This window comes from Amycolatopsis thailandensis, assembly GCF_042723255.1.
GTDB lineage: Bacteria > Actinomycetota > Actinomycetes > Mycobacteriales > Pseudonocardiaceae > Amycolatopsis > Amycolatopsis thailandensis.
This window is the reverse complement of the sequence record NZ_JBHXJK010000109.1, coordinates 1-19,713: the sequence shown is the minus strand read 5'-3', so window position 1 is coordinate 19,713 and position 19,713 is coordinate 1. Positions and strand designations below refer to the sequence as shown.

At 68.2% G+C, this 19,713-nt stretch carries 18 protein-coding genes; 12 read left to right on the top strand and 6 right to left on the bottom strand.

The window, feature by feature from the left end; all coding sequences use genetic code 11:
- Positions 1-7: 7 nt before the first annotated feature.
- On the top strand, positions 8-1,399 hold the full coding sequence (locus tag ACFWMR_RS32200) for an amino acid permease (protein WP_093933413.1): 1,392 nt from the start codon (positions 8-10) through the stop codon (positions 1,397-1,399).
- Positions 1,400-1,456: 57 nt separating this feature from the next.
- Here the strand turns inward: ACFWMR_RS32200 and ACFWMR_RS32195 are convergent, their stop codons facing one another.
- Together ACFWMR_RS32195 and ACFWMR_RS32190 are read right to left on the bottom strand one after the other, a co-directional pair.
- The gene (locus ACFWMR_RS32195; protein ID WP_378381093.1) at positions 1,457-2,941 is read right to left on the bottom strand and encodes a CoA-acylating methylmalonate-semialdehyde dehydrogenase; all 1,485 of its coding nucleotides are present in this window, start codon (positions 2,939-2,941) and stop codon (positions 1,457-1,459) included.
- Positions 2,942-2,961: 20 nt separating this feature from the next.
- Positions 2,962-3,831, bottom strand: a complete 870-nt coding sequence (locus tag ACFWMR_RS32190) for a Cgl0159 family (beta/alpha)8-fold protein (RefSeq protein WP_378273881.1) — start codon at positions 3,829-3,831, stop codon at positions 2,962-2,964.
- Between the two features lie 110 nt (positions 3,832-3,941).
- On the opposite strand from ACFWMR_RS32190, the gene ACFWMR_RS32185 reads away from it, so the two are divergent.
- A complete protein-coding gene (locus ACFWMR_RS32185; protein ID WP_378381092.1) occupies positions 3,942-4,691 on the top strand; it encodes a GntR family transcriptional regulator in 750 nt (249 codons plus the stop codon).
- Here the strand turns inward: ACFWMR_RS32185 and ACFWMR_RS32180 are convergent.
- Entirely contained in the window at positions 4,671-6,116 is a 1,446-nt protein-coding gene (locus tag ACFWMR_RS32180) for an APC family permease (RefSeq protein WP_378381091.1), read from the bottom strand. The two genes, ACFWMR_RS32185 and ACFWMR_RS32180, sit on opposite strands and share 21 nt — an antisense overlap.
- Before the next feature lie 350 nt (positions 6,117-6,466).
- Here ACFWMR_RS32180 and ACFWMR_RS32175 point away from each other — a divergent pair, with 350 nt between their 5' ends.
- On the top strand, positions 6,467-7,723 hold the full coding sequence (locus ACFWMR_RS32175; protein ID WP_378381090.1) for an HNH endonuclease signature motif containing protein: 1,257 nt from the start codon (positions 6,467-6,469) through the stop codon (positions 7,721-7,723).
- Between the two features lie 544 nt (positions 7,724-8,267).
- Here the strand turns inward: ACFWMR_RS32175 and ACFWMR_RS32170 are convergent.
- From ACFWMR_RS32170 to ACFWMR_RS32160, 3 genes are all read right to left on the bottom strand, one after another.
- A complete protein-coding gene (locus tag ACFWMR_RS32170; RefSeq protein ID WP_093933419.1) occupies positions 8,268-8,717 on the bottom strand; it encodes a MoaF C-terminal domain-containing protein in 450 nt (149 codons plus the stop codon).
- 102 nt (positions 8,718-8,819) lie between these two features.
- The gene (locus ACFWMR_RS32165; RefSeq protein WP_378381089.1) at positions 8,820-9,293 is read right to left on the bottom strand and encodes a carboxymuconolactone decarboxylase family protein; all 474 of its coding nucleotides are present in this window, start codon (positions 9,291-9,293) and stop codon (positions 8,820-8,822) included.
- 78 nt (positions 9,294-9,371) lie between these two features.
- Complete coding sequence (locus tag ACFWMR_RS32160) at positions 9,372-9,638, bottom strand: hypothetical protein (protein WP_378381088.1); 267 nt, start codon at positions 9,636-9,638, stop codon at positions 9,372-9,374.
- Between the two features lie 93 nt (positions 9,639-9,731).
- Between ACFWMR_RS32160 and ACFWMR_RS32155 the strand changes: the two genes are divergently transcribed.
- The 9 genes from ACFWMR_RS32155 to ACFWMR_RS32115 all read left to right on the top strand — a co-directional run bounded on the left by ACFWMR_RS32155 (position 9,732) and on the right by ACFWMR_RS32115 (position 19,627).
- The gene (locus ACFWMR_RS32155) at positions 9,732-10,613 is read left to right on the top strand and encodes an SIS domain-containing protein (RefSeq protein WP_378381087.1); all 882 of its coding nucleotides are present in this window, start codon (positions 9,732-9,734) and stop codon (positions 10,611-10,613) included.
- A gap of 7 nt (positions 10,614-10,620) precedes the next feature.
- The gene (locus ACFWMR_RS32150) at positions 10,621-11,523 is read left to right on the top strand and encodes a 1-phosphofructokinase family hexose kinase (protein WP_378381086.1); all 903 of its coding nucleotides are present in this window, start codon (positions 10,621-10,623) and stop codon (positions 11,521-11,523) included.
- 11 nt (positions 11,524-11,534) lie between these two features.
- Positions 11,535-12,416 (top strand): class II fructose-bisphosphate aldolase, encoded by an 882-nt coding sequence (locus ACFWMR_RS32145; RefSeq protein ID WP_378381085.1) that lies wholly within the window; start codon positions 11,535-11,537, stop codon positions 12,414-12,416.
- A gap of 81 nt (positions 12,417-12,497) precedes the next feature.
- Entirely contained in the window at positions 12,498-13,889 is a 1,392-nt protein-coding gene (locus ACFWMR_RS32140) for an ABC transporter substrate-binding protein (RefSeq protein WP_378381084.1), read from the top strand.
- Positions 13,889-14,839 carry a carbohydrate ABC transporter permease gene (locus ACFWMR_RS32135; RefSeq protein ID WP_378381083.1) on the top strand — a complete coding sequence of 317 codons (951 nt, stop codon included), beginning with the start codon at positions 13,889-13,891 and terminating at the stop codon, positions 14,837-14,839. The genes ACFWMR_RS32140 and ACFWMR_RS32135 overlap by 1 nt, the downstream gene beginning before the upstream one ends.
- A gap of 19 nt (positions 14,840-14,858) precedes the next feature.
- A complete protein-coding gene (locus ACFWMR_RS32130) occupies positions 14,859-15,788 on the top strand; it encodes a carbohydrate ABC transporter permease (RefSeq protein ID WP_093933426.1) in 930 nt (309 codons plus the stop codon).
- Between the two features lie 6 nt (positions 15,789-15,794).
- The gene (locus ACFWMR_RS32125; protein WP_093933427.1) at positions 15,795-16,862 is read left to right on the top strand and encodes an ABC transporter ATP-binding protein; all 1,068 of its coding nucleotides are present in this window, start codon (positions 15,795-15,797) and stop codon (positions 16,860-16,862) included.
- The gene (locus tag ACFWMR_RS32120; RefSeq protein ID WP_378381082.1) at positions 16,859-18,715 is read left to right on the top strand and encodes a DUF5107 domain-containing protein; all 1,857 of its coding nucleotides are present in this window, start codon (positions 16,859-16,861) and stop codon (positions 18,713-18,715) included. The genes ACFWMR_RS32125 and ACFWMR_RS32120 overlap by 4 nt, the downstream gene beginning before the upstream one ends.
- Positions 18,716-18,841: 126 nt before the next feature.
- A complete protein-coding gene (locus tag ACFWMR_RS32115) occupies positions 18,842-19,627 on the top strand; it encodes a DeoR/GlpR family DNA-binding transcription regulator (protein WP_093933429.1) in 786 nt (261 codons plus the stop codon).
- Positions 19,628-19,713: the final 86 nt, after the last annotated feature.

Sequence of the window (19,713 nt, the reverse complement as noted above, 5' to 3'; positions counted from 1 at the left end):
GGCAACCATGGATTCCTCGCTGCTCACCGAAAAAGGTGAAAGCTACTCAAAAGCACTGGGCAACCGCCAAGTGCAGATGATCGCCATCGGCGGTGCGATCGGCGTCGGGCTGTTCCTCGGTGCCGGTGGCAAGCTCCACCAGGTCGGGCCGTCGCTGGTCCTGTCGTACGCGCTGTGCGGCATCGCCGCGTACTTCGTGATGCGCGCCCTCGGTGAACTCGTGCTGCACCAGCCGACTTCCGGCAGCTTCGTCACCTACGCCCGCAAGTTCATCGGGCCGTGGGCGGGTTTCGTCTCCGGCTGGATGTACTGGGTGAACTGGGCGATGACCGGTATCGCGGAGATCACCGCGGTGGCGATCTACGTGCACAAGTGGCTGCCCGACGTTCCACAGTGGATCACCGCGCTGGTCGCCCTCGGGGTGCTGCTGGCGGTGAACCTGCTTTCGGTGAAGCTGTTCGGCGAGCTGGAATTCTGGTTCTCGGTGGTCAAGGTGCTGGCCATCGTGGTCTTCCTGATCACCGCGATCGGGCTGGTGCTCACCAGCGCCGACATCGGCGGCACCACGGCCGGTGTGCACAACCTGACCGCCCACAATGGATTCTTCCCGGCGGGTATCGGCATCGCCTTGATGACGTTGCAGGCGGTCATCTTCGCGTACTCGGCCATCGAGGTCGTCGGTATCGCCGCCGGTGAGACCAAGGACGCCCGCAAGGTGCTGCCGAAGGCGATCAACGGCGTGGTCTGGCGGATCGGCGTGTTCTACGTGGGATCCGTGCTGCTGCTCGCGATGCTGCTGCCGTGGCCGTTCTACAACGGCGGCGAGAGCCCGTTCGTCACCGTCTTCACCCGCCTCGGGATCCCGGGTATCGGCGACGTGATGAACGCGGTCGTGCTCACCGCCGCGCTGTCGAGCTGCAACTCCGGCCTCTACTCGACCGGCCGCATCCTGCGGGCGCTGGCCGAAAAGGGGGAGGCGCCGAAGTTCGTCGGCAAGATGAGCAGCCGTCACGTGCCCTACGGCGGCATCCTGTTCACCTCCGCCGCCTACGTGCTGGGCGTGGTGCTCAACTACCTGGTGCCGAAGGACGCCTTCGACATCGCGATCGCCATCGCCTCGCTCGGCGTGATCACGACCTGGGCGACGCTGATCTTCTGCCAGATGCGGATGCGCCAGGCGGCGCTGCGCGGTGAGCTGGAACGGCCGTCCTACCGGATGCCCTGGGCGCCCTACAGCGGCTGGGCGACGCTGGGCTTCCTCGCGCTGGTCGTGGTCCTGATGGGCTTCTCCGACGGCGCCGAGAAGATCGCGTTCTACTCGATTCCGGTGCTGGTCGTGGTGCTGGCCGTCGGCTGGCGGGTGGTCGGGAAACGGCAGCAGCGGCACGAGGTGGGCTGACGACCCGCGTTTCGTCCTCTGAACGCGAAGTCGCATTCAGAGGACGAAACGCGTGGGTCAGCTGGACGTCGGGAAGTTGAAACCGGCGGCGGACTGCGGCCAGCGCGTCGTGACGACCTTCGCCCGCGTGTAGAAGTTGACGCCCGCCGGGCCGTGGATCGGGCTGTCCCCGATGAGGGAGTCCTTCCAGCCGCCGAACGAGTAGTACGACATCGGCACCGGGATGGGCACGTTCACCCCGATCATCCCCACCTTCACCTCCCGCTGGAACCGCCGCGCGGCCTCGCCGCTGCCGGTGAAGACGGCGGTCCCGTTTCCGTACGGGTTCGCGTTGATCAGCGCGATCGCCTCGTCCAGGGTGGACACCCGCACGATTCCGAGCACCGGCCCGAAGATCTCCTCGCGGTAGGCGGCCATGTCGGTGGTCACGTTGTCCAAAAGGGACGGTCCGACGAAGAAGCCGCCCTCATGCCCGGCGACGCGCAGCTCCCGGCCGTCGACCGCCACGGTCGCGCCCTGCTCCGCGCCGAGGGTGACGGAGTCGATCACCCGCTGGCGCGCGGCCTCGGTGACGACGGGACCCATGTCGTTGCCGGCGTCGTGGCCGGGTCCCACCTTGATCCCGGCCGCCTTGCGCTTGAGGATCTCGATGAGCCCGTCGCCCGCCGAACCGACGGCGACGCCGATGGAGATCGCCATGCAGCGCTGTCCGGCGGAACCGAACGCGGCCGCCGTGAGATGGTTCGCGGCGTATTCGAGGTCGGCGTCGGGCAGGACGACGGCGTGGTTCTTGGCCCCGCCCAGCGCCTGCACGCGTTTGCCGGTGGCCGTCGCGCGTTCGTGGACGTACTTGGCGATCGGCGTGGACCCGACGAACGACACGGCGGCGATACCGGGATGCTCCAGGATCGCGTCGACCGCGACCTTGTCCCCGTTGACGACGTTGAACACGCCGTCGGGAAGTCCGGCTTCGGCATACAGTTCGGCGACCAGCCGGGACGCGGACGGAACCCGCTCGCTGGGCTTGAGCACGAACGTGTTGCCGGTCGCGATGGCGATCGGGTGCATCCACAGCGGGACCATGATCGGGAAGTTGAACGGCGTGATCCCGGCGACGACCCCGAGCGGCTGCCGGAAGTCGTGCACGTCCACGTCCCGCGAGACCTGGTCGGAGAAGCCGCCTTTCAGCGCGTCGGCGATGCCGCAGGCGTACTCGACGATCTCGCGGCCGCGGACGATCTCGCCGCGCGCGTCGTCGATCACCTTGCCGTGTTCGGCGGAGATGATCCGCGCGAGTTCGTCCTCGTGTTTCACCAGCAGCTCGCGGAAGGCGAACATCACCCTGGTCCGCTGTGAGAGCGACGAATCGCCCCACAACTCGAACGCCTTGCCCGCCGCGGCCACCGCGGTGTCCACATCGGACGGTTCGGCGAGGACCACCTTAGCCTGCGCCTGCCCCGTTGCCGGGTCGTACACCGGGGCGGTGCGGGTGGAGCCCGCCGTGGTCGCGGTGCCGTTGATCCAGTGGTCGATGGTCTTCACGCGTTGTCCTCCACAGGTGTTCACAGCAGTCCGACGGCCGTGTCGACGGCCTTGGCGACGTCGCCGTCGTGCGGGTAGAGCAGGGACCGGCCGACCACGAGGCCTTGCACGGTCGGCAGCGCGAGCGCGCGCTGCCAGGCGGCGAACGCGGCGTCGGGATCCTTGACCTCGCCGCCCAGCAGGACGGCGGGCAGCGTCGAGGCGGCCAGCACCCGCTCCATGTCCTTGACCACCGGGAGTTTCAGCCAGGTGTAGGCCGACGAGCGGCCGAGCGCGGAGGCGATGGTGATGGAGCGGATCACGGCCTCGGGGGAGAGGTCGTTGCGCAGGCGCCCGTCGACCCAGTCGGCGACGAACGGCTCGACCATCGCGATCAGCTTCCGGTCGGCGAGCTCGTTGACCGCCTTGGCGGTGTTCTCCAGGACGCTCGGCGTCGCCGGGTCGGTCAGGCAGATCCTGGTGAGCGTCTTCCCGCCGTCGAACCGCATCCGCTCGATCGTTTCGGCGTCGTAGCAGGCGAAACGGTCGTCGATCTCGAAACTCGATCCCGAGAGCCCGGTGCGGTTCATCGAGCCGATGACGGTCTTGCCTTCGAGGGCGCCGAGAAGCAGCAGGTCGTCGACGATGTCCGGTGTCGCCAGCACGCCGGTGACACCGGGCCGCTCCAGCGCGAGGCCGAGACGGTCCAGCAGTTCGCCGCGGCCCGCCATCGCGAGCGGGTCGGACCCGACGCCGTTGGCGCCGCGCGCGGGGTGGTCCGCGGCGATGATCATCGTGCGGCCCTTGTCGTTGAACGGCGATTTCGCCCGGACCCGGGTGGCGGCGGCCGCCGCGATGGCCTCGGGATCGCGCACCCTCGCGGCGACTATCCGGCGCACTGTGTCCGACACCTTCCTTACCTCCCGGCTCGCTTGGTCCTTCGACCATCGCAAGAGCCCGGAGACTTTGTCAAGACATATGGACATAAGGTCATAGACGCTCGTCGCGGTAGGCTCCGCGCATGAAATCGTGGGCGCCCGGCGAGATCGTGGTGGATCCGAACGGCCCGGAGCCGCTGTATTCCCAGGTCGCCCGCCAGATCGGTGCCGCGATCGAAGACGGCAGGCTGCCGAACGGCGCCAGGCTGGACAACGAGCTGGATCTGGCGGCCCGCCTGCATCTGTCGCGGCCGACCATCCGTCAGGCGATCCAGTCGCTGGTCAATCAGGGGCTGCTCGTCCGCAAACGCGGTGTCGGCACGCAAGTCGTCCGCACCAAGGTCGCCCGCCCGCTGCGGTTGAGCAGTCTCTTCGACGACCTCAGCGAACTCGGGGACAAGCCGGAGTCCGTCGTCCTGATCAACCGGGTCGAGCCCGCGGACGACGAGGCGATCGAGCACCTCGAGACGCCGGGCCTGACCCACGTCCGGCGCCTCAAGCGAGTGCGGTCGACCGGCGGCGAACCGCTGGCGATCATGAACAACTACCTGCCCGACGGTCTCATCGACCCCGCCGACGACGAACTGCGGGACAGGGGGCTTTACCAGCTACTGCGCTCGGCGGGCGTCCGCTTGCACGCCGCCCAGCAGAACGTCGGCGCCCGGCAGGCGACCGAAGAGGACGCCGAACTGCTCGACGAGAAGCCGGGGGCGGCGCTGCTCACCATGCGGCGCACCACCTACGACGATTCCGGCAAGGTCGTGGAACACGGGTGGCACGTCTACCGGGCTTCGCGCTATTCCTTCAATCTCTCACTGACCAACAACGTCTGACGGTTCGCGTTCCAGATCGGACTCCAGTGCCGCGTACACCGAGGGACGGAACCGGCGCAGCCAGCCGGCGAGCGCGAGCCCGGCCAGCGCCACGATCAGCAGCAGCCACGGCAGGAGCGGGACGACGCCGTTGCTCGACCCGGCGAGCGTCGGGAAGTTGAGGATGGCCAGCGTCACGATGAGCCCGAGGCCCACCGCGCCCAGTCCGGGGGCGATCAGCGTCTTCACCACCCGGCGGTCCCGGGTCCGGCGGAAGTACACCAGGATCGCCACCGCCGCGAACAGTTGCAGGGTGAGGATGCCGAGGGTGCCGAAGCCGGTCATGCTCGCGGTGAGGTCGGCGACCGGGTCGAGCCCGGCGAGCCGGAACGCCAGTGCCACCACCGATCCGAAGGCCAGCTGGACGATCGAGGCGTAGCGCGGCGCGCCGTTGCGCGGATTGGTCTTGCCCAGCAGCCGCGGCAGCACGCCGACCCGGCCCAGCGCGTACAGGTAACGGGTGGCCGAATTGTGCAGCGCCAGCAAGGCCGCGAACAGGCTGACCACCAGGAGCAGCAACATCACCTTGGTCAGCGGGCCGCCGAGGTACTCCTGGGCGACCGAGAGCACCAGATCCCCGCTCGACAGGTGCGCGGCGGCCACGTCCTGCGCCTGCTCCGCGCCGATCGCGCTGACCACGGCCCACGTCGTGAACGCGGCGAACACCCCGATGAACCCGATGGCGATGTAGGTCGCCCGCGGGATCGTCCGCTTGGGATCCTTGGCCTCCTCGCCGAACAACGCCGTCGCCTCGAAACCGATGAAAGCGTTGGCGGCGAACAACAACGCCAGACCGCCCGCCCCCTGGAACATGACGGACGGGCTGAACGCGGCGAACGAGAAACCGTGCCGGAACAGCACGCTGAAGTCCATGATCAGCAGAATCGACACTTCGAGGATCAGCGAGGCGCCCAGGACCTTCGCGCTGACCGCGATACCGCGTCGGCTGAGCAGGAGCACCAGCACGACCGAAAGCGCGCTCCAGAAGAGCCAGTCGAGTTTCAGGCCGAAAACGTCGTCGATCGCGGTGGACGTGAAGAATCCGCTCGTGCCGATCGCCCCCGCCACGAAACAGTTGTAGCCGAGCATCGCGACGAAACCGGCGACCAGCCCCGGTGTCCGGCCCAACCCCTTGACCACGAAGGCGTAGAACCCGCCCGCGCTGGTGAGCACCCGCGACATCTGCGCGTAGCCGACCGCGAAAAGCAGTAGTACCACGGTGGCCAGCAGGAAGGCCGCGACCATGCCGCCGCCGTTGCCCACCGCGATGCCGATGGCCGCGATCACGATCATCCCGGTCAGGGGTGCGACGGCGGCGAGCACGAGGAACACGATGCCGGGCACGCCCAGGACGTTCTTGGCGAGCGACGTGTCGTCTCGGCTCATATGCTGCTCCTCTTCTCGGCTGGATGGCCAGTATGGGAGCGGCCGGGGGCGTGGACTTTGGCTCTGCGCGCTCGGTGCTTGTTCGCCAGTGTCTGGTCGACGGCGTCTGCGGACCGATGTCGGGAGGTGCTGGAACTTCGTGAGTTGCTTCGCGGCGTCCGACAACGCCCGGGCAACGAAAGCGTTCGGCGTGGCCACATCGGCACGCTTGTCGATTTCAGGTACAGCGATGTTTCGGTGAGAGTCGTGTCATCTGGTGCCCGTATTCGCGTCGAAACGAGCAATTTCACTTCGGTTTCCAGCCTGATATGTGTTAGCACAAGTGTTCGATTAGGAGTATTATCGACCTTGTGGCCAGCGACAACGCATCCCAGACGACGTCCGCCGAGTGGTGGCGCGTCGACACGGCTGCGCTGCATGCCCGTAAACAAGAGCTGGAAGTGTTGAAGCGTCAGTTGGATGCGGAGCAGAACGCGGTACTCGCGGAGATCAACAGTCGCGGGGTTCGCGGATGCAGTGGTCATTCGACGTTGGCCGCAATGATTTTCGAGGACTTCCATGTGACCGAGAAGGAAGCCAATGATCGCGCCGATCGGGTTCTCGCGTTGCATGCCGGTCCGTCCATCGGCGGTGACCCGACGCCTCCGCTCGCGCCGCTGACCGCTGAGGCGGCGGCCGAGGGAGCGATCGGCGGCTCGCAGATCGACGCGATCATCCGCACCCTGGCGAGGATCCCCTCCACGGTTTCGGAGGAGAGGGTGCGGGGCGGGGAGAAGATCCTGGTCGACCTCGCCCGCCATGCCGGGCCTCGTCAGATCGCCAAGGCCGGTCGCCGGTTGCTGGACAAGCTCGATCCCGATGGGAAAGAGCCCCGCGACGAAGATCCCAAGGATGTGCGGCCGGAGTTGCGGTTCGTCAAGCACCGCGACGGCACGCTCGGTCTGAAAGGCACCCTGGACCTGGAAACCTACGCCCGGCTCAAGTCCGACCTCGACCCGATGGCCAAGCCCCACAAGGCCATCGATGGGGTGCGGGACTCCCGCACCCAAGACGAACGGTACGGCGATGCCTTCACCGACTATGTGCGGTTGAAGACCAGCAGCCGCAACCTTCCCGGCCAAGCGGGAGAAGCCACCCACATCCTGGTGACCATGTCTTACGAGGACCTGATCCGGGATATCGGCGAAGCTCACCTGGACCTGGTCGGTCCCATCAGTGCCACCGACGCTCGCATCCTCGCCTGCGATGCTCGCGTGCGGCCGGGTGTTCTCGGCACCGAGGGCGAACCCCTGGACATCGGCCGATCCAAACGGACGGTGTCGTTGGCGCAGAAGTACGCGCTCACCATCCGCGACGGCGGCTGCGCCTTCCCCGGCTGCGATATGCCGGTGCCCCGCTGTACCGCTCACCACATCGTTTTCTGGCGGCACCACGGCGAAACGAAGATCGACAACCTCGTGCTCCTCTGCACGAGACACCACCGGCTGATCCACCACAGCGAATGGAAGGTCCGGATCGCCCAAGACGGTTTGCCGGAGTTCACCGCCCCCGCCTACCTCGACCCCACCGGGGAACCGAGGCGCAACACGATGCACCTGCGGACATAGGCCGAACCGAGTGAACCTTCGGAGCCGAGCCGGTTAGGCGCTGTCCTGTAAGTCCGTCCGCGGTCTTCGCGCCCAGGCGGTCTCTGACGGCACGGGCGATCCAGTCGAGTGCAACCCGGTACGAGGCTGAATCGTCTGCACCGTCAGAGACCACCTGGATCACGAAGCCCATCGAACGGACTTACAGGACAGCGCCTAAGGGCTGCGGGTGACAAGTGACGTTCTATTGAGAGCGAGGCGAACCAGTGAGCTTCGGCACCGCCTGCCTCACCTGTACTGAACCGGGCATGAGGCCAGTACGTCCCGAGCGCCACGTTCGAGACGGTGAGCGTCCCATGCGTGGCGCTCGGGACACCACTCACCAACCCGCCAACAGGGAAAGCCGCTCACCCAGCCGGGCACGACACGCTTGACTTGCCCCCGATAGAACGACATCCGCCATTCAGGCCACACGCGGCAGGTGACCAAGCCGATCGCGTTTCGCCGGCTATTTGCGTTCTCCAACGCAGGCCACCACGCACGCGCAGCCGGACGAAAGCCCGCCTCAAGCCCGAGGCGCGGGGAAGGAAGGCCAGCCATGCGGCTTGTCCAGGATCTCGATGGTCGCCTGGTCGACCAGGAAGTACTGCCCACCGTCCTCGCGCGGATTCGTATAGGCCGCGGTGGCGACTAGGCGTTCGAAGTCCGCCATCACCGCGATGGGATAGCCGCCGTCGAAGACCTCGCCGTGCGCGGCGGTCGCGACGGTCCCGGTCTCGTACCAGGTCACGAAGTACTGAGCGGGACCGACCGCGAACACGCGCAGGGTCTTCTCCTTCTGCCGGACGCCGGTGAAATCGCCGGACACGCCTGTCCAGATCATCGTCGTCCTGTCCGCGTAGTGCTGCTCCAGCACATTCCCCGAGCCGTAGTGGAAGTTCGCGCGCAGCCCGACGAGGTCGGTGCTGAGCTGATGGGTGCCGGTCACGGGGAAGAAGCGGACGTCGAGTTCCACGGGCTGAACCTCCGGATGGGTCGCTGTTTCCGAAGGTTTAGCACCGGGGCCTTCCAGAATTGTTGTCCGGCAAGGCAATCCTCTTGTCCGTGAACGCGGGGCTCAGCCGAACATGCCGGGCTGGTAGTCGCCTGCCGGGGTCTGCGCGATGACGTTGAGCCGGTTGTAGGCGTTGATCGTGGCGACCAGCGCGATCAGGGCGCCGATCTGCTCGTCGTCGTAGTGCTTGCGCACCTGCGCCCAGGTCTCCTCGCTGACACCGCCGTGAGCGTCGGAGATGCGGGTGCCCTCCTCGGTGAGCGCCAGCGCGGCGCGCTCCGCCTCGGTGAACACGTTCGCCTCCCGCCAGGCGGCGACGAGGTTGAGCCGCACCGAGGTCTCGCCGGCGTGCGCGGCGTCCTTGCTGTGCATGTCGGTGCAGAAGCCGCAGCCGTTGATCTGGCTGGCGCGCAGCTTCACCAGTTCCTGGGTCGCGTGCGGCAGCGAAGACTCCTCGATCGGGCGGCTCGCGGCGCCGAGGCGCTTGACGAACTTGACGGCGACCTCGTTCTCGAACAGGTTGAAACGCGCTTCCATGATCTTCCCTCTCCGTCGGTTTCTGCACACATGACGATCGGGACGGAGAGGTTGTGACAGCTTTCGAAGTGACGCCGGTCACCGATGAAGAACATCGGCGAGGATCTCGGCGCCATCGACGACGCGGGGGCCCGGCCGGTTGAAGTAGGCAGGGCCGTCCAGGACGCGCACGGCCGGCATGTCGTCCCAGCCGGGCAGGCCGGTCAGCGGGGGGAGCTCCGCCTCCGTCCGTTCGGGCGGGAAGCCGCAGGGGATGAGCAGCAGCGTCGCGGCAGGGAGGAGCGAGACGATCCGCATCCGTCCACGGTAGGTGACCAGCACATCCTGCACATCTGCGCGAGTCAATTGCGTGAAAGTGCGCTAACAGAGCATTGACGTTGCACAAAACTGCACCTAACGTGACAGCTATTGCGCACAACTGGCACGGATGGGGAGTTCATGAGCGGGACCTTCATGGCGGCGGAGATCGCGAGCCAGCCCGGATGCTGGCGGGACGCGGCGGCGCTGGCCTCGGCGAACAGTGAGCTGCTGCCGCCGGCGGGCGCGCGGGTCGCGATCGTCGGCTGCGGCACGTCGTGGTTCATCGGCCAGGCGTACGCCGTCCTCCGCGAGTCCGCGGGGCTCGGCGAGACCGACGCCTTCGCCGCGTCGGAATTCCCGGAGGGCCGCGGCTACGACCACGTCGTGGCGCTGACCCGGTCGGGCACGACGACCGAGGTCCACGCCCTCCTGGCGAAGCTGCGGGGCAAGACGCCGACCATCGCGATCACCGGCGTGCCGCGCGAGATCGAGAGCGCCGCGGACACGATCGTCGACCTGTCCGTCGTGGACGAACGCTCGGTCGTGCAGACCCGCTTCGCCACGACGGCGCTGGCGATGCTGCGCGCGCACCTCGGCGAGGACCTGACCGCGGTCGCCGACCAGGCCGAACGCGTACTCGCCGAACCGCTGCCCGACGAACTGATCGGCGCGGAGCAGTTCAGCTTCCTCGGCACCGGCTGGTCCGTCGGCATCGCGAACGAAGCGGCGCTCAAGTTCCGCGAGGCGTGTCTACTGTGGACGGAGTCGTACCCGGCGTGGGACTACCGGCACGGCCCGATCAGCATCAGCGAACCCGGCCGCGTCACCTGGATGTTCGGGCAGGCTCCGGAAGGCCTGTCCGACGACGTCGCCCGCGCGGGCGGCTTGTTCGTCGAGAGCGGCCTGGACCCGCTCGCCGACCTGGTCCGCGCGCAGCGCGTCGCCGGGGCTATCGCCGCCCGCAAGGGGCTCGACCCGGACAACCCCCGCAGCCTCACGCGTTCCGTCGTCCTGACCTGAGGCCGTCGTGATCGTCACTGTCACGCCGAACACCGCGCTGGACGTCACGTACACAGTGGACGATCTCCGGCCCGGCGGGGTGCACCGGGCGAGGGACGTGCGGCACCGGGCGGGCGGCAAGGGTGTCAACGTCGCCCGCGTACTGCGCGCGCTCGGCGCCGACGTCCGCGCGATCGTCACGGCGGGCGGGGCGACGGGAGCCACCGTCGAGAGCGACCTCGCGGCGGCGGGCATCCCGGCCGACGTCGTCCCGATCGGCGGGGAAACCCGGCGCACCACCACGGTCCTGGCGGACGACGGATCGGTGACGTTGCTGAACGAGCCCGGGCCCCGGCTCACCGAAAGCGAATGGCAAACGCTTGCGACGGCCGTCCGAGCCCGGAAAACGGACGTGCTCGTCTGCTCGGGCAGCCTCCCGCCGGGCGCCGGGGGATACGCCGGCCTGCTCGGCAGCACACCGTCCATCTTGGACACCTCCGGCGAAGCGCTGCTCGCCGCCCTCTCCGCGAAGCCGTCCGTCGTCAAGCCGAACGCCGACGAACTGCGCGAGGTCACCGGCCTGCGGGACCCCGTGGCCGCCGCGACGGAACTCCGCGCGGCCGGGGCGGGGGCGGTCGTCGTCTCGCTCGGCCCCGAGGGACTGCTGGCGGTGACCGGATCCGGCACCTGGCACGCGGCACCGTCCACCGTGCTCACCGGCAACACCACCGGCGCGGGCGACGCCGTCGTCGCGGCGCTCGCGCTGGGACTGAGCCGCGCCGAAGCCTGGCCGGACATCCTGCGCCGGGCCGTCGCCCTGTCCGGGGCGGCCGTGCTCGGCCCGCTAGCCGGCGACGTCGACCTCGCGCACTACCAAGCGGAACAGGGGCTGGTCGCCGTGAGCGCCCGGCCGGAGCAGGACACGACCTAGGAGAAACAGTCATGCCTCTGGTGGGAACCGGGGAGATCGTCGGAGCCGCCGCGGCGGCCCGGCACGGCTGCGGCGCGTTCAACGCGATCCAGCTCGAACACATCACCGCGATCATCGACGGCGCCGCCGCGGCGGAAGCGCCGGTCATCGTGCAGCTGAGCCAGAACGCGGTGAAATACCACGGCTCGCTGGCGCCGGTCGGCACGGCGGCGCTCGCCGCGGCCAGGGAGGCCGCGATACCGGTCGCGGTGCACCTCGACCACGCCGAATCGGCCGACCTCGTCCGCGAGGCCGTCACGCTCGGCTTCGGGTCGGTCATGTTCGACGCGTCCAAACTGGACTACACCGACAACGTCCGCGCGACGCGGGAAGTCGCCGCGTACTGCCATGATCACGGAGTGTGGGTCGAGGCCGAACTCGGCGAGGTCGGGGGCAAGGACGGCGTCCACGCGCCCGGCGCGCGCACCGATCCGGACGAGGCGGCGGAATTCGTCGCGGCCACCGGTGTCGACGCGCTGGCGGTGGCGGTGGGCAGTTCGCACGCCATGCTCACGCGCGACGCCGCCTTGGACTTCGAGCTGATCGCACGGCTCCGGGACCGGGTGCCGGTACCGCTGGTGCTGCACGGCTCGTCGGGAGTCCCCGACGAGGGGCTGGCCGAAGCGGTGCGAGCGGGGATGACGAAGATCAATATCGCCACCCAGCTCAACAAGGTGTTCACCGCGGCCGTCGCGGACGATTGGCGTGCGCATCCGGAGCGGGTGGACCCGCGCAAGTACCTCGGCGCCGGACGTGCCGCTGTCGCCGTCGAGGTGCGGCGGCTGCTGGAAGTGCTCAAGCTTGATCAGAGTGAACCGGTCAAGGTGACGATTGAGCAGACTTTGCGCGATTGAGTGTTGACATGTGCGTGAAACCTCACAAAACTGCGCAAGAACAAGCAGAACTTGTGTGATCTTCGATCCAGGTGGTGGCGGATGCGGGTAGGCAGGCTCACGGCATTGACAGCAGGCGCGGCGCTCCTGCTCGCGGGATGCGGCGGCGGGGACACGGCCGGAGGCACCGGCGAGAACGCGCTCCCGGGCGTCGACCAGTTCCTCAACGCGCCCTGCCCCGAAGCGGGGGTGAAACCCGCTACGGACAAGGAGTTCACGTACTGGTCCATGTGGACGGCCGACGAGCCGCAGGGCAAGGTCCTGCAGAAGGCCTTCAAGTGCTTCCAGGAGAAGACCGGCGTCAAGGTCGACGTGCAGTGGCTGGGCCGCAAGGCCTACACCCAGAACCTGGTGCCCGCGCTGAACACCGACGCGGTGCCGGACCTGTTCGACCAGGACGTCAGCAAGGTCGGCGCCGCGATCATGACGCCCGGCGGCACGCAGAGCGTCGACGACGTGTTCGCGATGAAGGTCGGCGAGGGTGACAAGACCGTCAAGGACGTGCTTTCGCCCAGCTCGTACGACTTCCCGCAGAACAAGGACCGCGAGGGACACAACTTCATGGTCCCGTACACGATCCAGTCGAGCGCCTGGTGGTTCAACAAGGACACCGCGGGCGACATCCAGCAGCCGAAGACGATGGACGAGCTGATCGGCCTGTTCGACAAGGCCAAGACCGACGGCAAGGCCGCGATCAGCCTCGACGGCGACATCCCGTTCTACAACATGTACTTCTACACCCAGCTCGCCGAGCGCTACGTCGGTGCGGGCGGGATCTACAAGGCGGCGACCGACAAGACCGGCCAGGCGTGGAAGACCGAGCCCGGTTTCCTCAAGGCCGCCACCGAAACCGCGAAGCTGCCCAAGTACTTCATCGACGGCTGGGACGCGGCGAAGTTCCCTCAGGTGCAGCAGCGCTGGGCCGACGGCGACTCCCGGTTCCTCTACGTCGGCAGCTGGGCGCCGAGCGAGACCCGCGAGTACCTGGACAAGCAGGGCGCCGGAACAAAGATCAACTACGGCTCCTTCCAGTTCCCGATGCCCGAGGGCGCCACGCACGACACCGTCGAGCAGATGTCGATCGGCTTCTCGGTGACCAAGAAGGCCAAGCACGCCGAGGCGGCCAAGGCGTTCATCGCCTACTTCCTCAACAAGGACCTGCTTTCCGGGATCCCCGCGGTGGCCGACAACCTCGTCCCGCGCGCCGACCTCTCGGTGCCGGACGACCTCAAGCAGGTCAAGGCCGCGCTGGACGACCCGAAGAAGGAACACGTCCTGCAGTACGACGGGATCGACGGCATCGCCGGCGGCAAGTGGCAGACCGACGTCTTCGACCCCGCCGACATCGCGCTGCTGAAGGGCCAGATCACCCCGCAGCAGTTCGTGGACCAGCTCGCCACCAAGGGCGCCGAGTTCTGGAAGAACCAGGGCTGATGGCGACAGTCACGACTCCGGCGAAACCGTCGGCGCGGGCCGTGAAGGCCGGGGCGCACCTGAGTCGCAAGAAACGGCTGTTCTGGCCGTTCGCCGCGCCGGCGCTGGTGCTGTACCTGGCCTTCCTGGTCCTGCCGACGATCGCGACCGTCGTGCTGAGCTTCACCAGCTGGGCCGGGGCGGGGGACACGCCGGAACCCAACGGCGTCACCAACTACACGCAGATGGTTTCGAGCGACTCGTTCCAGTACGCCTTCCGCAACACGCTGATCTACGTGTTCCTCGGCGGGATCGGCACGTTCGCGCTCGCGTTCCTGTTCACCATGGTGCTGAGGGACATGAAGGGCGGCAAGATCGTCCGCGCCATCCTGTTCTTCCCGAACATCGTGGCGCCGGTGGCGCTCGGCATGTTCCTCGGCTTCGTGTTCAAGTACCAGCCGGGGAAACAGGGGCTGGCGAACTACGTGCTGGAAGGCCTCGGCGCGGACGCGGCGAAGTTCCTCGCACCGTCCAATGTGACCGGTGTGGTGACGGCTTCGCTGATCTGGGCCAGTTCGGGCTTCTACATCACCATCCTGATGGCCGCGGTCGACCGCATCCCGCCGTACCTCTACGAGGACGCGGAACTGGGCGGCGCTTCGCCGTGGCAGAAGTTCAAGAACATCACGCTGCCGATGACCTGGGACGTCGTCGGTGTCGCGGGGGTGCTGTGGACGATCAACGCGCTCAAGATCTTCGAGCTCGTGTTCGTGCTGGCCGGTCCGGGCACCTACGCCCCGCCCAACGAGGCGTGGACGCTGGGGATCTACGTGTTCGACCGGACCTTCGGCTCGAACGGCACTCCGGACTTCGGTGCCGCCTGCGCCTGCGCGGTGGCGATGATCGCGCTGGTGTCCGTGCTCGTGGTCCTGCTCCGTCGTTTGATGCGCCGTGACGCGATCCAGTTCTGAGTTGTCTATGGGAGACGAAATGTCCGTCACCGACGTCGAGGCGCCCGCGCGGCGACCGGCGAAACCGGTGCGCAAGCCGCCGCGCAAACCGCGGCCGGCGCCCGGTTCGAAACGGTTCAGCCCGTTGCGCGTCGTGGGTTCCGCGATCGTGTGGCTGTTCACCGCGGGCAACATCCTGGTGCTGTACTGGCTGCTGACGGCGTCGTTCAAGACGCCGGTGGAGATCTTCACCAAGCCGTTCGACCTGCCGTACCAGTGGTTCAAGGTCGGCAAGCCGTTCCGGAACTTCATCTACGCCTGGAACAACGCCGGTTTCGGCGACGCCGTGCTCACCACGGTGGTCCTGGTCGGGCTGGCGACTGTCGTGACGGTCGCCGTGTCGGCGCCCTGCGCGTACGCCCTCACCCGCCTCGGTGTCCGCGGCGCCGGGCCGATGACGAACGTCGTCGCGATCGGCATGGGCGTGCCGTTCCAGACCGTGATCATCCCGCTGTTCGTGGTGCTCAGCAAGATCCACCTGGACAACGAGTACGGCCTGTTCGTGCTGTACGTGGCCCTGTCCATCCCGTTCACGGTGTTCCTGATGACCGGGTTCTTCCGGTCGCTGCCGGACGAACTGGAGGAGGCGGCCGCGCTCGACGGCGCGTCGCCGATGCGCACGTTCTTCTCGGTCATGCTGCCGCTGACCCGCGGCGGCATGATCACCGCGCTGACGCTGAACGCCATCGGCCTGTGGAACGAGACACTGCTGGCGATCGTGTTCCTCAAGGACCAGGCGCATTTCACGCTCTCCCGCGCGCTCTTCACCTTCTACGGGGCCGCGAGCTACCAGTCTGAGTACGGCGGGCTGATCGCCGGTGTGGCGATCGTCGTGCTCCCGATGCTGGTGCTCTACCTCGTGCTCGCCCGCCGGATCATCACCGGCCTGACCCTCGGCGCCGGAAAGTAGGACCTGATGGCCACCGTGACCTTCTCCGACACCACCCGGTTCTACGCCGGGGTGGAACGCCCGGCCGTCGACGGCCTCGACCTCGAAGTCGCCGACGGCGAATTCCTGGTGCTGGTCGGCCCGTCCGGCTGCGGGAAGTCGACCACGCTGCGGATGCTGGCCGGGCTGGAAGGCGTCGACGACGGCTCCATCCACATCGGCGACCGCGACGTCACCGAACTCCCGCCGAAGGACCGGGACATCGCGATGGTGTTCCAGAACTACGCGCTCTACCCGCACATGACGGTCGGGGAGAACATCGGCTTCCACCTGAAGCTGGCCAAGATGCCCAAGGCCGAACGTGAACGCAAGGTCGCGGAGGCCGCGGCCGTGCTCGACCTGACCGAGTACCTGGACCGCAAGCCCGCGAAGCTGTCCGGCGGTCAGCGGCAGCGCGTCGCGATGGGGCGCGCGATCGTGCGCGAGCCCAGCGTGTTCCTGATGGACGAACCACTGTCCAACCTGGACGCGAAGCTCCGGGTGCAGACGCGGACCCAGATCGCTTCCCTGCAACGGCGGCTGGGCATCACCACCCTCTACGTCACGCACGACCAGGTCGAGGCGATGACCATGGGGGACAGGGTCGCCGTGCTGAAGGACGGGATCCTGCAACAGTGCGACACCCCCGTCGGGCTGTTCGCCAAACCGGTCAACGTGTTCGTCGCCGGATTCATCGGCTCGCCCGCGATGAACCTGCTGGAGACCACTGTGGACAGTGACGGCGCCGTCGCCGGTGGCACACGGCTCCCGCTGACCCCGGCGCAGCGTTCGGCGCTGACCGGCCCCGGCATCGTCGTCGGTGTCCGGCCCGAAGGCTGGACGATCGGCGACGGCGGTTTCGAAGCCGTCGTCGAGGTCGTCGAGGAACTGGGCAGCGACCAGTACCTTTACTGCCGGGACGGCGACCGCGTGCTGACCGTCCGCACCCCGGGGATGGCCCCGTGGCAGCGCGGCGAGCCGATCTCCCTGACCCCGCAACCGGGCTCGGTGCACCTGTTCGACGCCGCGACCGGCGATCGGCTCCCGGACGCATGACCCGCCTGTACCGCACCGGGCTGGTGCTCCCGGCCGCCGAGCTGGGGCCGGAAAACCCGCTGCCGCCGCTTCGGAAACCCGAAGCGGTGGCGAAGGTGTCCAATGTGGACGAGCTGCCGCCGGACCTCGCGGAGAACATCGGGTACGGTCGCCTGGACACCACGCTGCCGTGCCTGCTTCAGGACGGCTACACCCGCGAGCGCGCCGAACGTGAGCTCCCGGCGGTGGTGCTGGAGAACGACAAGATCCGCGCCACCGTGCTGCCGTCGCTCGGTGGGCGGCTGTATTCGCTGGTCCACAAGCCGTCCGGCCGCGAGTTGCTCTACCGGAACCCGGTGTTCCAGCCCGCGAACCTCGCCTTGCGGGACGCGTGGTTCGCGGGCGGTGTCGAGTGGAATCTCGGGAGCACCGGGCATACGACGCTGACCTGCGAGCCGATGTTCGCCGCGGAGATCGAGGGCCCGGACGGCACGCCGGTGCTGCGGCTGTGGGAGTGGGAACGCACCCGCGATCTGCCGTACCAGATCGACTTCTGGCTGCCCGAGGACTCGGAACACCTGCTGGTGGCCGTGCGGGTGCGGAATCCGCATCCCTACGACGTCCCGGTGTACTGGTGGTCGAACATCGCGGTACCGCAGAACGAGGGCACCCGCGTGCTGGCACCCGCGACACAGGCGTGGCACTACGGCTACTCGGGACGCCTCGACCTGGTCGACGTCCCCGGCGAGCTGACGTACCCGGCCCGAGCCGAGGCCGCGGCCGACTACTTCTTCGAGGTGGCCGGAAGGCCGTGGGTCGCGGCCGTCGAACCGGACGGAACCGGGCTGGCCCAGCTGTCCACCGAACGATTGCGCGGCCGGAAGCTGTTCCTGTGGGGTGAATCCGCCGGTGGGCGCCGCTGGCAGGAGTGGCTGGCGCCCGGTGCCGGTGGCTACCTGGAGATCCAGGCCGGGCTGGCCCGCACCCAGCTGGAACACCTGCGGTTGCCGCCGGGGGAGAGCTGGGACTGGCTGGAGGCCTACGGTCCGGTCACCGCGGATCCCGCCGCGGCGCACGGGGACGACTGGACGGCGGCACGCGAAGCCGTCGCCGCCGGTCTGCCGTCGGCCGAGACCTTGGACGAGTATCACGAGGCCTGGCGGAAGATCGCCGACGTCACCCCGGAATCCTTCCTGGCCACCGGTTCCGGCTGGGGAGCGCTGGAGAACCGCCGGGCGCCGATGTGCCTGCCCGGCACGCCGTTCCCGGACGATTCGCTGGGGCCGGACCAGGAGCCGTGGCTCGCGTTGCTCGACGGGACCCCGCCGGACGGCGATCCGCTCGCCGTGCCGCCGCCGACGCTGGTGAACCGGTACTGGGCGGATCTCATGGAGTACGCCCCGAAGAACTGGCTGACCTGGTATCACCGCGGCGTCGCGCACTGGGCGGCCGGACGGCAGTCGGACGCGGTCCGCGCCTGGCGCGAGTCCGTCTCGGCGGACGAGAACCCTTGGGCGCTGCGGAATCTCGCGGTCGCCACGGCCGGGCACGAAGCGGCCTGGCTGTACCGGCGGGCGGTCGCTCTCGCGCCGTCGCTGAGGCCTTTGGTGGTCGAGGCGATCGCGGCGCAACTCGCCGCCGGGCTACCGGACGAGGCTGACCGACTGCTGGCCGGGCTTCCGGTGGAAGGGCGGGCCGCCTTGCTGACCGCTCGCACCCGGCTCGCCCTCGGGGACGTCGCCGGGGCCAAGGCCGTCTACGACACCGGTTTCGAGGTCGCGAACCTCAGGGAAGGGGAAACGTCTTTGTCCGACACCTGGGCGGCGGTTTCGGACGAACCGCTGCCCGAACAGCACGACTTCCGGATGAAGTGACCGGCCGGGCCACTCGACCGGCGTGCCGCACGCGGCGGACAACCGCGATGCAGCATACTGCTCGAAACAGTGGCCAACAGCGCAACGCCATGCGCGATAGGCCGCAGCGAGCTAGGAGTGGCGCCGATGGCCCGGCACGAACGGCTGAGCACCCTGCTGGACCTGCTGGGGCAGCGGGAGAAGATCGACGTCGAGGACGTGGCCGAGGAGTTGAACGTCTCCGCGGCGACGATCCGGCGCGACCTCGATCACCTGGCGGAGCAACAGTTGCTCACCCGCACCAGGGGTGGCGCGGTGGCCAACGACCTCGCCTACGACCTGCCGTTGCGGTACAAGACCGCGCGGCATGTGCCCGAAAAGCAGCGGATCAGCGTCGCCGCGGCGTCGCTCGTGGCGCAGGGCATGGTCGTCGGCCTCAACGGCGGGACGACGACGGCCGGGGTCGCACGGTCCCTGGCCACCCGGTCGGATCTGGCGGGCCGGGGTGATTCGCCGGGGCTGACGGTGGTCACCAACGCGCTGAACATCGCGCACGAACTCGCGGTGCGGCCGCATGTGAAGATCGTGGTCACCGGCGGGGTCGCGCGTCCGCAGTCGTTCGAGCTCAGCGGTCCGCTGGCCACCCGCGTGCTGAGCGAACTGACGATCGACCTGCTGTTCCTCGGGGTCGACGCGTTCGACGCCGAGGCCGGCGCCTTCGCTCACCACGAGGGTGAGGCGAGTATCAACCGGCTGATGGTCGAACGCGCGGAACGCGTCGTCGCTGTCGCCGACGGTTCGAAGCTGGGCCGTCGCGCGTTCGCGCGGATCTGCGCGACGCCGCAGGTACACGCCCTCGTCACGGATTCCAACGCCGATCCGAAGGTGCTTCGGGCTTTCGAAGCCGCCGGGGTCGAGGTTCAGGCGGTCTGACCCGCTCCGTTCCCGAGTGTCATGAAAGGGGCTTTCAGGACGAAATCTGTCCTGAAAGCCCCTTACATGACATCCAGGGCACGAAG

Coding starts and splice junctions, on each gene's coding strand:
- ACFWMR_RS32200 (WP_093933413.1), top strand. CDS start 8: ATGGATTCCTCGCTGCTCACCGAAAAAGGTGAAAGCTACTCAAAAGCA.
- ACFWMR_RS32185 (WP_378381092.1), top strand. CDS start 3,942: ATGAAATCGTGGGCGCCCGGCGAGATCGTGGTGGATCCGAACGGCCCG.
- ACFWMR_RS32180 (WP_378381091.1), bottom strand. CDS start 6,116: ATGAGCCGAGACGACACGTCGCTCGCCAAGAACGTCCTGGGCGTGCCC.
- ACFWMR_RS32165 (WP_378381089.1), bottom strand. CDS start 9,293: ATGGAAGCGCGTTTCAACCTGTTCGAGAACGAGGTCGCCGTCAAGTTC.
- ACFWMR_RS32155 (WP_378381087.1), top strand. CDS start 9,732: ATGAGCGGGACCTTCATGGCGGCGGAGATCGCGAGCCAGCCCGGATGC.
- ACFWMR_RS32145 (WP_378381085.1), top strand. CDS start 11,535: ATGCCTCTGGTGGGAACCGGGGAGATCGTCGGAGCCGCCGCGGCGGCC.
- ACFWMR_RS32140 (WP_378381084.1), top strand. CDS start 12,498: ATGCGGGTAGGCAGGCTCACGGCATTGACAGCAGGCGCGGCGCTCCTG.
- ACFWMR_RS32135 (WP_378381083.1), top strand. CDS start 13,889: ATGGCGACAGTCACGACTCCGGCGAAACCGTCGGCGCGGGCCGTGAAG.
- ACFWMR_RS32130 (WP_093933426.1), top strand. CDS start 14,859: ATGTCCGTCACCGACGTCGAGGCGCCCGCGCGGCGACCGGCGAAACCG.
- ACFWMR_RS32125 (WP_093933427.1), top strand. CDS start 15,795: ATGGCCACCGTGACCTTCTCCGACACCACCCGGTTCTACGCCGGGGTG.
- ACFWMR_RS32120 (WP_378381082.1), top strand. CDS start 16,859: ATGACCCGCCTGTACCGCACCGGGCTGGTGCTCCCGGCCGCCGAGCTG.
- ACFWMR_RS32115 (WP_093933429.1), top strand. CDS start 18,842: ATGGCCCGGCACGAACGGCTGAGCACCCTGCTGGACCTGCTGGGGCAG.